Source organism: Clavibacter sp. GW821-FHT01D01, assembly GCF_059422605.1.
On sequence record NZ_JBWKXC010000002.1, the window covers coordinates 193,050 to 207,995 of the forward strand.

A 14,946-nucleotide genomic window follows, 5' to 3' on the forward strand; every position below is an offset into this window, starting at 1 on the left:
GACGATGACGGAGACGACCTCGAGCACGGCGTCGCTCCGGCGCCTGGTGCCCCGCCTGTTCTCGCGCGCACAGCCCGCCGGCGCGGTCGAGCAGCTCATCCGCACCGCCCGCCTGCACCACCCCAAGGCCGACATGAGCCTCATCGAGCGGGCCTACGCCGTCGCGGAGCGCGCCCACGAGGGCCAGAAGCGCAAGAGCGGCGAGCCCTACATCACCCACCCGGTGGCGGTCGCGCAGATCCTCGCGGACCTCGGAATCGGGCCCAAGACGCTCGCGGCCGCCCTCCTCCACGACACGGTCGAGGACACCGAGTACACGCTCGACATGCTGCGCCACGACTTCGGCGACGAGATCGCCATGCTCGTCGACGGGGTCACCAAGCTCGACAAGCTCAAGTACGGCGACAGCGCCCAGGCGGAGACCGTCCGGAAGATGGTCGTGGCGATGTCGAAGGACATCCGGGTGCTGGTGGTCAAGCTCGCCGACCGGCTGCACAACGCGCGCACGTGGGGCTTCGTGGAGTCCGCGTCGGCGGAGCGCAAGGCCAAGGAGACCCTCGAGATCTACGCGCCGCTCGCGCACCGGCTCGGCATCTCGACCATCAAGTGGGAGCTCGAGGACCTGTCGTTCGCGGTCCTCTACCCCAAGATCTACGTCGAGATCGAGAACCTCGTCAAGCAGCGGACGCCGCAGCGCGAGGAGTTCGTGCAGCAGGTCATCGACAGCGTGAACGACGACCTGCGCTCGGCCCGCATCCGCGGGAAGGTGGCCGGTCGGCCCAAGCAGTACTACTCGATCTACCAGAAGATGGTCGTCCGCGGGCGCGAGTTCGACGAGATCTACGACCTGGTCGGCATCCGCGTGCTCGTGGACTCGCTGCGGGACTGCTACGCGGTGCTCGGCGCGATCCACGCCCGATGGACTCCGGTGCCGGGCCGCTTCAAGGACTACATCGCCACCCCGAAGTTCAACCTCTACCAGTCGCTGCACACGACGGTGATCGGGCCGAAGGGCCGCCCGGTGGAGATCCAGATCCGCACGCACGAGATGCACCAGCGCGCCGAGTTCGGCGTCGCCGCGCACTGGAAGTACAAGGAGCGCATGAACGGCGGGCGTGCCGCGGAGGTGTCGCCGCAGGGGGACACCGACCTCGCGTGGCTCGCGCACATCTCGGACTGGCAGTCCGAGACGGCCGACCCGGGGGAGTTCCTCGACTCGCTGCGCTTCGAGATCGGCGCGAAGGAGGTCTACGTCTTCACGCCGCACGGGAAGGTCATCGGCCTGCCCGCGGGCGGGACGCCCGTCGACTTCGCCTACGCGGTGCACACCGACGTCGGCCACCGGACGATGGGCGCCAAGGTGAACGGCCGGCTGGTGCCGCTGGAGAACCCCCTGACCACGGGCGACGTCGTCGAGGTGTTCACGTCGAAGAACCCGGACAGCGGTCCCAGCAAGGACTGGCTGGCGTTCGTGAAGAGCGCCCGCGCGCGCAACAAGATCAAGCAGTGGTTCACCAAGGAGCGCCGCGAGGAGGCGATCGAGCAGGGCAAGGACGCGATCGCCCGTGCCATGCGGAAGCAGAACCTCCCACTGCAGAAGCTGATGAACCAGGACGCGTTCTCGGACGTCGCCCAGAGCATGAAGTACGACGACGTGGCGGCGCTGTACGCGGCCGTCGGCGAGGGGCACGTCTCCACGCAGTCGGTGATCGAGAAGGTGCTCTCCTCCATCCAGGGCGACAGCGGCGGGGAGGCCGAGGAGGTCTTCGCGGTCACGCAGCGCTCGCGCGTCTCCCGCAACAGCGACTCCGGGGTGCTCGTGCGCGGCGCGCCCGACATCCTCGTGAAGCTGGCGAAGTGCTGCACGCCCGTGCCCGGCGACGAGATCATCGGCTTCGTCACGCGCGGGGCAGGCGTCTCGGTGCACCAGGCGAACTGCCACAACGTGGACTCGCTGCGGGCGGAACCCGACCGCATGATCGAGGTGGAGTGGGCACCGTCGTCGAAGAGCCTGTTCCTCGTGCACATCCAGGTCGAGGCGCTGGACCGTTCCGGCCTCCTCAGCGACGTGACGCGCGTGCTCTCGGAGCACCACGTCAACATCCTGTCGGCCTCCGTCTCGACCTCGTCCAACCGGCTGGCGATCAGCCGGTTCGTCTTCGAGATGGGCGACGTGACGCACCTGGACCGCGTGCTCAACGCGGTGCGCCGGATCGACGCGGTGTACGACGTGTACCGGGTCAACGGGGGCTGATCGGCCAGGCGCCGTCGTCGGCGTCGGACCCGTCCGTGCCCCGCGGGGAGGACGCGCGGAGGGCGAGCGCGTCGAGCCGCTGGAGCGCACGGCGCTTGTCGGGGAGCGCCCCGCACGAGGCGAGGTGCTCGCGGGCGCCCGGGATCGTGACGCCGGGCAGCCGGAGGAGGCCGAGGCAGGCGCGCTCGTGCCGGGGCGTGAGGTCGGACACGGTGCGCACGATGTCGCAGAGGGTGCGGAGGGGCGTGGTGACGCGGATCCCCGCGAGCACCACGGTGTCGCGCTCGTCGAGGACGACCTCGCGGATGCGCACGTTCCGGAGCGCCGGCGGGTGGCACCGCGCGACGCTGTCGACGCAGTACTCGTGCGTGCGCGGGGGCATGCGGACCGCGCCGTGCACCCAGGCCGCCGTGGTGCGCTCGGCGATGAGACGCGACGGCACCTGCGCGGCGAGCGCCGCCGCGCGGAGCCAGGGCGAGGCCAGCTCGTCCACGGGGGAGTAGCAGGCGTCGACCTCGTACAGCTCGCCGTCGAGACGGGCGGAGCAGAGCTCCGCGAGCGGGAGGTCGAGGACGGACAGGACGGGAGCGAGGCGGGGGGACATGGGCGCACCATGCCATCGACCCGGGGCGGACGGGCGACGGCCCGGGCTCCTGTGGAGGAGTCCGGGCCGTCGACGTGCGGAGGGAGGCTAGGAGCCGAGGGCGTCCAGCCAGACGCGTCGGGCGGCCAGGGCCTCCTCGGCGTCCGCGATGCGGCGTGCGTCCCCGTCGGCCTTCGCCGCGTCGAGCTCGCGCTGCAGCTTGTCGATGGCCGCGCCGAGCTGGGAGGCGAGCCCCTCGGACCGCGCCTTGGTCTCCGGGTTGTTCTTGCGCCAGAACTCCTCGTCCAGGGTGCGGACGTGCGTCTCGACCTTGCGGAGGCGGTCCTCCACCGTCTTGACGCTGTCGCGCGGCACGCGGCCGACCGCGTCCCACCGGAGCTGGACGGCCGTGAGCTTGTCGCGCGCGGCCGTGCGGTCCGTGATCTGCAGGATGGGCTCGGCCTCGTCGAGGAGGGCGAGCTTGGCCGCGAGGTTGGCCTGCTGCTCCTCGTCGTCCGCGGCGTCGACCTCGGCCTTGGCGCCGTAGAGCACGTCGCCCGCCGCCTTGAACTGCGCCCAGAGCGCGTCGTCGTAGCGCTTGCCAGCACGTCCGGCGAGCTTCCACTCGTCGAGGAGGCGCCGGTAGGCGGGGATGCCGCCGACGCCCTGCGGCTCGAGGGCACGCGCCTGCTCGACGATGGCCTGCTTCTTGGAGCGGGCGTCCTTGTGCGCGTTGTCGAGCTCGGCGAAGAACGCCTTCCGCTCGGTGTCGATGGCGGAGCGCGCCGTGCGGAAGCGCTTCCAGAGCTCGTTCGCGTCGTTCTTCGGCAGACGCGGACCCGTCTGCTGGTGCTGCTGCCAGCGGCCGAAGAGCGCGTCGACCTCGGCGGTCAGCTGCTTCCACTGGACCTTCGAGAAGTCCTGGCCCGCGAGGCGCTCGGTCTCCTCGACGATGGCGGTGCGCTCGGCGATGGCACCCTGGACGACCTGGCGCTGCTCCTCGCCCTGCTTCTCCGTGAGCTCGCCCACGGTGGCCGCGAGGACGTCGAGGCGGGCGCGGAGCGCGGCGAGGTCGCCGACGGCGTTCGCGCCGTCCACGGCCTCGATGAGGTGCGCGACGGCCTTGGAGACGTCCGCCGCCGGGGCGCCGCGCTTGGCGCGCTGCTCCAGGAGCGTGACCTGCCCGGCGAGGTCGGTGAACTTGCGCTGGAAGTAGGCCAGCGCCTCCTCGGGGGTCCCGTCGGGGTACTGGCCGACGGCACGTTCGCCGTCGCCCTCGCGCAGGAAGACGGTGCCCGTCTCGTCGACGCGGCCCCAGGGGGTCTGATCGTTGTCAGCCACGGATTCCACCTTGTTCATAGGACCGGCCGGACCGGTTCGGAGACGTGCACGTCAGCCTAGAGCACGGCTCCCGGGCGGGATCGTCCGGGAGCGGGCGCAGGCCGCCGTACCGATCATGCCCGAGCGGAGGTGCGGCGGCGCGGTCGCGGGCGGAACCGGCTCCCGCTCGCAGGCGCTCGTGAGGACCTGCGGCGCGCCTCAGCCCAGGGTGAGGCTCGTGATCGTGGTCGGGACCACCGGGGCGCCGTCCTCCGCGGAGGCGCCGGGGGTGATGCCCTGGTCGGCGATGCGGCTCACGTACTCGTCGAGGCCGGAGGTCACGCGACCGACCACCGTGTAGCCGCCCGTGGAGGTGTCGAGCCGGGTGTCCCGGTAGACGACGAAGAACTGGCCGGACTGGCTGTCCGGGCTCTCCCCGCGGGCCATGGCGATGGTGCCGGCCGGGTAGGAGCCGTCCTCGGGAGCGTCCTCCACCGGTCCGTACGTGAAGCCCGCGTCGCCGCCGCCCCGGCCGTCCGCGCTCCCGCACTGGAACAGCGCCGTGGTGAGGCGGTGGCAGGTGCGGTCGGCGTACCAGCCGCTCTGCGCGAGCGAGACGAGCACCGACACGGACTGGGGCGCGGACCGCCCGTCGAGCTCGACGCCGAGCGTCACGTCGCCGTTCAGGACGAGCGAGCCCGTCCACGTCCGATCCTCGGCGAGGGTGGCGGGCGGGACGTCCCCGGTTTCCGCCGGATCCGCGGTGGGCGTGGCGGCGTCGGGCGTCGGGGAGGCGGACGCCGCGGGCCCGGGGGCGCCCGGCCCCGACTGCCAGGCGAGCTGCGCGCCGACCGCGAGCGCCGCGACGAGGACCACGCCGACGACGGCCACGAGGTCGTCGCGACGGCGGCGCCGCACGGCGCGGGCGTGGAGCTCCCGGCGCGCCGCGTAGCGCCGGAGCCGGGCCTGCGCCTCGCGGGCTGCGCGGTCGTTCCTGGGGGCCACGGCGTCCTCCGCTCGGTCCCGCCCGAGGCGGCGGTACGGGAACACTAGCCGGTCGCGCCTACCATCGAGGTCATGACCGACACGCGACCGGGCCTCCGCTCGGGGGCCACGCCCCTGGCCGTCCGGATGCGTCCGCGGACCCTCGACGAGGTCACCGGCCAGCGCCACCTGCTGACGCCGGGATCCCCCCTCGTGAGCCTCGCGTCCGACGTCGCCGGCGAGCAGGGGTCGGTGTCGATCATCCTGTGGGGACCCCCCGGGACCGGGAAGACGACGCTCGCGCAGGCCATCGCGCACGGGTCCAGCCGGCGCTTCGTCGAGCTCTCCGCCGTGACCGCGGGCGTGCGCGACGTCCGCCAGGTGATGGAGAAGGCGCTCAGCGACCGCGACCTCTTCGGCGTCTCGACGGTGCTGTTCCTCGACGAGATCCACCGCTTCACCAAGGCGCAGCAGGACGCGCTGCTCCCGGGGGTGGAGAACGGGTGGGTGATCCTCATCGCGGCGACCACGGAGAACCCGTCCTTCTCCGTCATCTCCCCGCTGCTGTCCCGGAGCCTCCTGCTGACGCTCGAGCAGCTCGACGACGACGACCTCGGGGTGCTCGTCGACCGCGCCGTCGCCGACGCGCGGGGCCTCGGCGGGCGCTTCTCCCTCGACGACGACGCGCGGGCCATGATCATCCGCCTCGCCTCGGGCGACGCGCGGCGTGCGCTGACGGCGCTCGAAGCGGCCGCGGTCTCGGCCCAGGCGGATGCCGCGGGGAAGGCGCGCGCGGCGGCCGGGGATGCGGACGACGGCAATGACGACGACGAGGACGGCGACGAGGGCGGGGGCGGCGACGGTGCCCGCGGGACCGCCCCGGCCGCGGACCCCGCGTCCGTCCCCATCTCCACCGAGCAGGTCGCCCTGGCGGTCGACCGGGCGCTCCTGCGCTACGACCGCAACGGGGACGAGCACTACGACGTCATCAGCGCCTTCATCAAGTCGATCCGCGGATCGGACGTGGACGCGGCCCTCCACTACCTGGCCCGCATGATCGAGGCGGGGGAGGACCCGCGCTTCATCGCCCGCCGGATCATCGTGTCGGCGTCCGAGGACATCGGCCTCGCCGACCCGCAGGCGCTCGTGGTCGCGGTGGCGGCGGCCGACGCGGTGCAGCTCATCGGCATGCCCGAGGGGCGGATCCCGCTCGCGCAGGCCGTCGTGCACCTCGCGACCGCGCCCAAGTCGAACGCGTCCTACCTCGGCATCGACCAGGCCATCGCGGACGTCCGCGCCGGCGCGTTCGGCCGCGTCCCGCTGCACCTACGCGACGCCCACTACCCGGGGGCCAAGCGCCTCGGGCACGGGAAGGGGTACCGCTACCCCCACGACGCGGACATCGGCGTCGTGACCCAGCAGTACCTGCCCGACGAGCTGGTCGGCCGCACCTACTACTCGCCCACGCAGCACGGGCACGAGCGGGACCTGTCGGCGCGGCTCGAGAGGCTGCGCCGCATCGTCCGCGGCGGCTGAGGCGACGCGGACGGGGTGCCCGCGCCCGGCGCGGCGCGCACCCGGGTCCCCGCCGTTCCCGTGCTACGCTTGCTGACGCCTCAATCGGGTGTCGCGTGCGGCTGCGTCGACATCATGATCAAGGGACACGTCCTGTAGCCGGACGACCCGTGGCGAATCCCTCTTACTCACGCAGGAACCGCATCGCGGTACCGATCGTCGCGCGCCCATGCGTGTGCGCGGACGCCCTGCATCATCCGCAGTCAAGAGACTTTCTCCCCTGGAAGGAAAACGTGTCCACCAAGTCACGCACCCGCAGCAAGACCCGCCTCTCCCGCGCGCTGGGCATCCCGCTCACGCCGAAGGCGGCCAAGTACCTCGAGAAGCGCCCCTACGCGCCGGGCGAGCACGGCCGGTCCAAGCGCAAGCAGGACAGCGACTACGCCGTCCGCCTGCGCGAGAAGCAGCGCCTGCGTGCCCAGTACGGCATCCGCGAGGCCCAGCTCAAGATCGCCTTCCAGGAGGCGCGCCGCACGCAGGGCCTGACCGGTGAGAACCTGGTCGAGATCCTCGAGCAGCGCCTCGACGCGCTCGTCGTCCGCTCCGGCCTCGCGCGCACCACGGCGCAGGCCCGCCAGCTCGTCGTGCACCGTCACATCATGGTCGACGGCAAGATCGTCGACCGCCCCTCCTTCCGCGTGAAGGCCGGCCAGATGATCCACGTCAAGCCGCGCTCCGAGGGCACCGAGCCCTTCCAGGTCGCCGCCGCCGGCGGTCACGCCGACGTGCTGCCGAAGCTCCCCTCGTACCTCGAGGTCGAGCTCGACAAGCTGCAGGCCCGCCTCGTGCGCCTGCCGAAGCGCGCCGAGGTCCCCGTGACCTGCGAGGTCCAGCTGGTCGTCGAGTACTACGCGGCACGCTAAGCACCGCATCACCGTCCGCGAGGCGGGTCGCCCTCCGGGGCGGCCCGCCTCTCGGCGTCTCCGCGGCCGATGTGCCGCTGTGCCGGGGGCCGTGGGCGGGCGTGCCGTCCCGCGGGGCCGGGCCGCCGGGGGAGCCGCCCGCCCCGGCCGGTAGGATCGCCCTCGGCCCCGAAGGGCCGCGCGCACCGCTCGACACCCTCCTCGCGAGGGGTGGACCTCCCGGAAGGGGAGAAGCATGAAGAACCTCGTCCTCATCGCCGTGGGGGTCGTCATCGGCTTCGCGATCGCCCACCAGGTCGATCGCACCGAGGCCGGGCACCGCCTCTTCCAGGACGTCAACGACCGCGCCCGCCGCTTCGGCGAGGCCGTCGAGGACGGCTACCGCCGGCGCGAGGCCGAGCTCCGCTCCGCCGTGGGCGAGGCCGAGGACACCATCACCGAGCTGGGAAAGCAGTAGACCGCATGCAGACCGCAGACATCCGCAACGCCTGGCTGACGTACTTCGGCGACCGGGGGCACACCGTCGTGCCGTCGGCGTCCCTCGTGAGCGAGGACCCGACCCTCCTGTTCACGGTGGCCGGGATGGTGCCGTTCGTGCCCTACCTCACGGGCGTCGTGCCCGCGCCCTTCCCGCGCGCCACCAGCGTGCAGAAGTGCATCCGCACCCTCGACATCGAGGAGGTCGGCCGCACGCCCCGGCACGGCACGTTCTTCCAGATGAACGGCAACTTCTCGTTCGGCGACTACTTCAAGGAGCAGGCCATCGCCTACGCCTGGGAGCTGCTCACGACGAGCGAGGCCGACGGCGGCCTCGGGTTCCACCCGGACGACCTGTGGGTGACCGTCTACCACGAGGACGACGAGGCGCGGCAGGCGTGGAAGCGCATCGCGGGCCTCCCGGACGACCGCATCCAGGGCCTCGGCCGGGACACGAACTACTGGCACACCGGCCAGCCCGGCCCCGCGGGCCCCTGCTCCGAGATCTTCTTCGACCGCGGACTGGCCTACGGCCGGGACGGCGGCCCGGCCACCGACGACGACCGGTACGTGGAGATCTGGAACCTCGTCTTCATGCAGTACCTGCGCGGGCAGGGCACCGGCAAGGCCGACTTCGAGATCCTCGGCGACCTGCCGAAGAGGAACATCGACACGGGCATGGGCCTCGAGCGCGTCGCCTTCCTCAAGCAGGGCGTCGAGAACATGTACGAGATCGACCAGGTGCGCCCGGTCCTCGACCGCGCGGCCGGCATCGCGGGCCGCCGCTACGGCGCCGACCACGAGGACGACGTGCGCATGCGCATCGTCGCCGACCACGTCCGCTCCTCCCTCATGCTCATGTCGGACGGGGTGCGTCCGTCCAACGAGGGGCGCGGCTACATCCTGCGTCGCCTGATGCGCCGGACCGTCCGGGCCATGCGCCTCATGGGCGTCGACACGGCGACCTTCGGCGAGCTGTTCCCCGCGTCGCGCGACGCGATGACGGCCGCCTACCCCGAGGTGTCCGACGACTTCGACCGCATCTCGCGCCTCGCCTACGCGGAGGAGGAGACGTTCCTCCGCACCCTCTCCGGCGGCACGACGATCCTCGACGTGGCCGTCGGCGAGACGAAGGCCAAGGGCGGGGAGCGGATCGCGGGCGACACCGCCTTCCTGCTGCACGACACGTTCGGGTTCCCCATCGACCTCACGCTCGAGATGGCGGAGGAGAACGGGCTCACGGTCGACCGCGAGGCGTTCGACCGCCTGATGCTGGAGCAGCGCACGCGCGCCAAGGCCGACGCCAAGAGCAAGAAGACCGCCCTCGCCGACCTCACCGTCTACAGCGCGTTCCGCGCCGCCGGCGAGACGCGCTTCACGGGCTACGACGAGCTCGAGACCGGCACGACGATCCTCGGCCTCATCGTGGGCGGACAGAGCGTCGACCACGCGGTCGCGGGGGACATCGCGGAGGTCATCCTCCCGGAGACGAGCCTCTACGCCGAGTCGGGCGGCCAGGAGGCCGATGCGGGCAGCATCGTCGGCCAGGGGTTCGACCTCGAGGTCCTCGACGTGCAGAAGCCCGTGAAGGGCCTCATCAGCCACCGCGTGCAGGTGCGCTCCGGCGAGGTGGGCGTCGGCGACGCCGCCACGACCGTGGTCGACGCCGACTGGCGGCGCGGTGCGACGCAGGCGCACTCCGGCACGCACCTCGTGCACGCCGCCCTCCGGCAGGTGCTCGGCCAGGACGCGCACCAGTCCGGCTCGTACAACCGCGCCGGCTACATGCGCCTCGACTTCGCGTGGAACCAGGCGCTGTCGCCCGAGACGCGCAACGAGATCGAGGACATCGCCAACGGCGCCGTGCGGGACGACCTGCAGGTCGTCACGCGCGTGATGCCCATCGACGAGGCCAAGCAGCTCGGCGCGATGGCGCTGTTCGGCGAGAAGTACGGCGACACCGTGCGCGTCGTCGACATCGGCGGCCCGTGGTCGCGCGAGCTGTGCGCGGGGACCCACGTGTCCTCGAGCGCGCAGATCGGGCTGATCAACGTGGTGGGGGAGTCGTCCGTAGGCTCCACCAACCGGCGCATCGAGTCGCTCGTCGGCCGCGAGGCGTTCCAGGACCTGGCCGTCGAGCGGGCCATCGTGTCGCAGCTCACGTCGAGCCTCAAGACGCCGCGCGAGCAGCTGCCCGACCGCATCGCCGACCTGATGGCGAACCTGAGGACCGCGGAGCGCCGCATCGCGGACTTCGAGGCGCAGGCGCTCCAGCAGCGCGTGCCGGCCCTGCTCGCGCAGGGCTCGCGCGTCGGATCGGTGACGCTCATCCAGGAGTCGCTCGGCGGCGTCCGCTCGGCCGACGAGGTGCGCCAGCTCGTGACCCTCGTGCGCGAGCGCGCCGGCTCCGACCCGGTGGTCGTCGCGCTCGCGGGTGACGCCGCGGGCAAGCCGACCGTCATCGTGGCCACCAACCAGGCCGCCCGCGACGCCGGGGCCAAGGCCGGGCAGCTCGCCCGCGCCGCCGCCGCGGTGCTCGGCGGAGGCGGGGGCGGCAAGGACGACCTCGCCCAGGGCGGCGGATCCGACGTGTCGGCCATCCCGGACGCCCTCGCCGCCGTCCGCCAGGCGCTCGCGTCCTGATGCGGACGGGCTCGCGCGTCGCCGTCGACGTGGGGAAGGCGCGCATCGGCCTCGCCCGCTCCGACCCGCACGGGCTGATCGCGACGCCCGTCGAGACCGTCCCGCGCGACGCGGGCGGCTCGGCGGACATCCGCCGCATCCTCGAGGTGGCCGCGGAGGTCGGGTGCGTCGAGCTCGTCGTGGGCCTGCCGCTCGCGCTCTCCGGGCGCGCCACGGCGTCGACGGAGGACGCGGAGGGCTTCGCCCGCCGCCTCGCGGACGCCACCCCGACGCCGGTCCGGCTCGTGGACGAACGGCTGTCGACGGTCTCCGCGCAGAGCGCCCTGCGGTCGTCCGGTAGGGGCTCCCGCAAGCAGCGGCCCGTGATCGACCAGGTAGCGGCCGTTATAATCCTTCAACATGCGCTCGAGAGCGAGCGCACCGCCGGCTCCCCACCCGGCGCTCTCGTCCCGAGGAACCGAGTCGATCCTGACCGACACGCCTGAGACCGACCCCACCCGACGCGCCACGACGGCAGCGGGTGCGGGCGGCGACCCCTTCGAGAGCCTGTTCGGCGACGACGCCGCGGCTCGCCCCGATGCGGGGCGCGCGCCGGCCCCCGCCCCGGGCGCCGAGGACGCGCCGCGCGGCGCCGGACCGGGGATCGGCACCGGCTCTCCGATGACGCGACGCGAGCTGCGCGCCCTGCGCGAGGCCGCGGAGGCACGTTCTGGCTCGGCGACGGGGGACGACGCCGGCGACGCGTCGCGGTCCACGGCCACGACCGGATCACGGCCGGAGGCTGAGGCCCCGGCTCCCGCCCCGGCTGCGGTCCCGGACGCGCCCTCGACCTCCTCGGCGGCAGCGGCCGCCTCGACCTCGGCGTCCGCCGCCGCGGGCGACACGTCCGCCGCCTCCGCCGCGGCCGCCGGCATCGCCGCCGCGCCGGTGGAGCCGTCCGCGGGTCGCCGACCGGCTGCGGCGCCCGCAGCGGACGGAAGCCGCGGCCGCGGGACGCCGCCGCGGGATCCCGCCCCGGCCGCCCCCAAGCCGAGGCGCCGACACCCCAGGTGGCCCTACGTGCTGGTCCTGCTCGTCGTGCTGTTCGGCGGCGCCGCCGTCATCGCCACGTCGCTGTTCGGCCCCGTCGTCTCGGCGCTCATGACCCCCGCGGAGCCCACCGACTACGACGGCGAGGGCTCCGGGGAGGTGCAGGTCGTCGTCAAGACCGGCGACACCGGCAGCACGATCGGCGACACGCTCGCCGAGCAGGACGTCGTGAAGACGTCGAAGGCGTTCTACCAGGCCGTCGTCAGCTCGGGCGAGGTCGTCTTCCAGCCGGGCACTTACACGCTGCGGAAGCAGATGAGCGCCGCGTCCGCGCTGGCGCTGCTGCAGGATCCGGCCAGCCAGGTGCAGGCGAAGGTCACCATCCCCGAGGGGCAGACCGCCGCCCAGGCGTTCGAGCTCGTCGCCGAGGGCACCGGCACCCCCGTCGCCGACCTGGAGGCCGCGTCGGCCGACCTCGGAGCGCTCGGCATCCCCGCCGAGGCGCCGAGCATCGAGGGCTACCTCTTCCCGGCGACCTACGACTTCCCGCCCGGGACGTCCGCCGCCGACATGGTGCGGACCATGGTGGCGCGCACCTTCCAGGCGCTCGACGAGGCGGGCGTCGCCCCCGGGGACCGGCACCGCGTCCTCACGATGGCGGCGCTGATCCAGAAGGAGGCCCGCTTCGAGCAGGACTTCTACAAGGTGTCCCGCGTCTTCCAGAACCGCATCGACATCGGCATGCTCCTGCAGTCCGACGCCACCGTCGCCTACGGGGCGGAGTCGGCGGGGCGCGTCACGACGACCGACGCCGAGCGCGCGGACGACAACCCGTACAACACCTACGTGAACCCGGGCCTGCCGGTCGGGCCCATCTCGAACCCGGGCGACGTCGCCATCAAGGCGGCCATCGCGCCGGCGGACGGTCCGTGGCTGTACTTCGTGACGGTCAACACGATCACGGGCGACACCGTCTTCTCGGAGTCCTACGACGACCACCTGAAGGCCGTCGCCGAGTGGCAGCAGTTCATGAGGGACAACCCCGGCAATGGCTGACCCGCGGACGCCGGCCGTGCGGCTGGCGGTCCTCGGCAGCCCCATCGCCCACTCGCTGTCGCCGCGCCTGCACCGGGCCGCGTACGACGTGCTCGGGCTCGACTGGTCGTACGAGGCCGTGGAGTGCACGGGGTCGGAGCTCGCGGACCTCGTCGCGGGGCTCGGATCCGGATGGCGCGGCCTGTCCCTCACGATGCCGCTCAAGCGCGACGTGCTCCCGCTCCTCGACCACGTCGACGAGACGGCACGGCTGGCCGGCGCCGCGAACACGCTCGTGCAGGAGCCGGACGCAGCCGGTCGGGCGACCCGCCGCGGCCACAACACCGACGTGGCGGGGATAGTGCGCGCGTTGGGCGACGCCGGGGTAGCGGAGGCGACGGACGCGGTCGTCCTGGGCGCGGGATCCACGGCCCGCTCCGCACTGGTGGCGCTCCGCGACCTGGGGGCCGCGCGCGTCGCCGTCGCGGCCCGGCGCCCGGAGCGCGCCCGGGAGCTCGACGCCCTGGCCGACGAGCTCGGCCTGGCGCTGCGCATCGTCCCGTTGGACGACGCGTCCACGGTCCTCGCGAGTGCCGACACGGCGATCAGCACGCTCCCCGGCGACGCCGCGTCCGAGGTTGCGCTCCCGGCGCGGCTCGCGGCCGACGCGGTGCTCCTCGACGTCACCTACGCGCCGTGGCCGACCGGCATCGCCGGGGCGTGGGAGCGCGCCGGCGGACGCGTCGTGCCCGGCATCGACATGCTCGTGCATCAGGCGCTCATGCAGGTGCGCCTGTTCGTCGGCGGCGACGCCGAGCGCGCGGTCGCCGACGAGGGTCGGGTGCTCGCCGCCATGCTCGCGAGCGTCGGGCGCGATCCGCGGAGGCCCTGGACCGGGTCCTGACCCGCGGGGCGGCCGCTGCCGCTGTGGGAGGATGGGGCCATGCTGCGTTGGCTCACCGCCGGGGAATCCCACGGCCCCGAACTCATCGCCGTCCTGGAGGGCCTGCCCGCGGGCGTGCCCGTCAGCCTCGACGGCATCCGCGCCGACCTCGCCCGTCGCAAGCTCGGCTACGGCCGCGGCGCGCGCATGGGCTTCGAGCAGGACGAGCTCAGCCTCTCCACCGGCGTCGTCCACGGCCGGACGCTGGGCAGCCCCATCGCCGTGCGCATCGGCAACACGGAGTGGCCCAAGTGGGTCGACGTCATGAGCCCCGAGCCCGTCGAGTCGGAGAGGCTGACGGGTGCGCGCGCCGCGGCCCTCACGCGCCCGCGCCCCGGCCACGCCGACCTCGTCGGCATGCAGAAGTACGACTTCGACGAGGCCCGTCCCGTCCTCGAGCGCGCCAGCGCCCGCGAGACCGCCGCGCGCGTGGCGCTCGGCGCCGTCGCGCGCGCCTTCCTCGCCGAGCTCGGCATCACCCTCGTCAGCCACACGCTCGCCATCGGCCCCGTCCGCGTGCCGGAGGGCGCGCCGCTGCCGACCCCCGACGACGTCGACGCCCTCGACGCGGATCCGCTGCGCTGCTTCCACCCCGAGACGAGCGCCCGCATGGTCGCCGAGGTCGACGACACGAAGGCGAGCGGCGACACCGTCGGCGGCGTCGTCGAGGTGCTCGCCTACGACCTGCCCCCGGGCCTCGGCTCGCACGTGCACTGGGACCGCCGCCTCGACTCGAAGCTCGCCGGGGCGCTCATGGGCATCCAGGCGATCAAGGGCGTCGAGGTCGGCGACGGGTTCCTCACCACGACGCGCCGCGGCTCCGAGGCGCACGACGAGCTGTTCTCCACGGCGGCGGGCATCGGCCGGTCGACCGACCGCGCCGGCGGCACCGAGGGCGGCATGAGCACGGGCACGGTCCTCCGGGTCCGCGCGGGCATGAAGCCCATCGCGACCGTGCCCCGGGCGCTGCGCACCATCGACACCGCCACGGGCGGCGCCGCCCCCGCGAACCACCAGCGCTCCGACGTGTGCGCCGTGCCCGCCGCGGGCGTGGTCGCGGAGGCGATGGTCGCGCTGACCCTCGCCGACGCGGTGCTGGAGAAGTTCGGCGGCGACTCCGTGGGCGAGACCCGGCGGAACCTCCGCGGCTACCTCGAGTCGATCCCCGAGGGCCGCCGCTCCGGCGCGGCCCTGGTGGACGAGGCCGACGCCGCGCCGCCCGCCCCGCCCGGGTCCTGAC

At 73.4% G+C, this 14,946-nt stretch carries 12 protein-coding genes; 9 read left to right on the forward strand and 3 right to left on the reverse strand.

Going from position 1 to position 14,946, the window contains the following annotated elements; translation table 11 throughout:
- Positions 1 to 4: 4 nt before the first annotated feature.
- Positions 5 to 2,254: a RelA/SpoT family protein gene (locus AC07VC_RS04635; protein ID WP_104289821.1), complete on the forward strand. Its 2,250-nt coding sequence runs from the start codon at positions 5 to 7 to the stop codon at positions 2,252 to 2,254.
- On the opposite strand, the gene AC07VC_RS04640 is transcribed toward AC07VC_RS04635, so the two are convergent.
- The 3 genes from AC07VC_RS04640 to AC07VC_RS04650 all read right to left on the reverse strand — a co-directional run bounded on the left by AC07VC_RS04640 (position 2,241) and on the right by AC07VC_RS04650 (position 5,162).
- Positions 2,241 to 2,858, reverse strand: a complete 618-nt coding sequence (locus AC07VC_RS04640; RefSeq protein ID WP_317228671.1) for a type IV toxin-antitoxin system AbiEi family antitoxin — start codon at positions 2,856 to 2,858, stop codon at positions 2,241 to 2,243. The two genes, AC07VC_RS04635 and AC07VC_RS04640, sit on opposite strands and share 14 nt — an antisense overlap.
- Positions 2,859 to 2,945: 87 nt before the next feature.
- Complete coding sequence (locus AC07VC_RS04645) at positions 2,946 to 4,178, reverse strand: DUF349 domain-containing protein (RefSeq protein WP_494676002.1); 1,233 nt, start codon at positions 4,176 to 4,178, stop codon at positions 2,946 to 2,948.
- A 198-nt stretch (positions 4,179 to 4,376) separates the two neighbouring features.
- Positions 4,377 to 5,162: a peptidylprolyl isomerase gene (locus AC07VC_RS04650; RefSeq protein ID WP_494676001.1), complete on the reverse strand. Its 786-nt coding sequence runs from the start codon at positions 5,160 to 5,162 to the stop codon at positions 4,377 to 4,379.
- Positions 5,163 to 5,234: 72 nt separating this feature from the next.
- On the opposite strand from AC07VC_RS04650, the gene AC07VC_RS04655 reads away from it, so the two are divergent.
- From AC07VC_RS04655 to aroC, 8 genes are all read left to right on the forward strand, one after another.
- Positions 5,235 to 6,677 (forward strand): replication-associated recombination protein A, encoded by a 1,443-nt coding sequence (locus tag AC07VC_RS04655; protein ID WP_494676000.1) that lies wholly within the window; start codon positions 5,235 to 5,237, stop codon positions 6,675 to 6,677.
- 272 nt (positions 6,678 to 6,949) lie between these two features.
- On the forward strand, positions 6,950 to 7,579 hold the full coding sequence (gene rpsD / locus AC07VC_RS04660) for a 30S ribosomal protein S4 (RefSeq protein WP_012038492.1): 630 nt from the start codon (positions 6,950 to 6,952) through the stop codon (positions 7,577 to 7,579).
- 235 nt (positions 7,580 to 7,814) lie between these two features.
- Positions 7,815 to 8,036, forward strand: a complete 222-nt coding sequence (locus tag AC07VC_RS04665) for a hypothetical protein (RefSeq protein WP_094116033.1) — start codon at positions 7,815 to 7,817, stop codon at positions 8,034 to 8,036.
- A gap of 5 nt (positions 8,037 to 8,041) precedes the next feature.
- Entirely contained in the window at positions 8,042 to 10,699 is a 2,658-nt protein-coding gene (gene alaS / locus AC07VC_RS04670) for an alanine--tRNA ligase (protein WP_494675999.1), read from the forward strand.
- The gene (ruvX, locus tag AC07VC_RS04675) at positions 10,699 to 11,184 is read left to right on the forward strand and encodes a Holliday junction resolvase RuvX (RefSeq protein WP_494675998.1); all 486 of its coding nucleotides are present in this window, start codon (positions 10,699 to 10,701) and stop codon (positions 11,182 to 11,184) included. Before alaS ends, ruvX begins: the two co-directional genes overlap by 1 nt.
- A 574-nt stretch (positions 11,185 to 11,758) precedes the next feature.
- The gene (gene mltG, locus AC07VC_RS04680) at positions 11,759 to 12,784 is read left to right on the forward strand and encodes an endolytic transglycosylase MltG (RefSeq protein ID WP_494675997.1); all 1,026 of its coding nucleotides are present in this window, start codon (positions 11,759 to 11,761) and stop codon (positions 12,782 to 12,784) included.
- The gene (locus AC07VC_RS04685; RefSeq protein ID WP_494675996.1) at positions 12,777 to 13,667 is read left to right on the forward strand and encodes a shikimate dehydrogenase; all 891 of its coding nucleotides are present in this window, start codon (positions 12,777 to 12,779) and stop codon (positions 13,665 to 13,667) included. The genes mltG and AC07VC_RS04685 overlap by 8 nt, the downstream gene beginning before the upstream one ends.
- A 39-nt stretch (positions 13,668 to 13,706) precedes the next feature.
- A complete protein-coding gene (gene aroC, locus AC07VC_RS04690) occupies positions 13,707 to 14,945 on the forward strand; it encodes a chorismate synthase (RefSeq protein ID WP_494675995.1) in 1,239 nt (412 codons plus the stop codon).
- The last annotated feature ends 1 nt before the right edge of the window (position 14,946 follow it).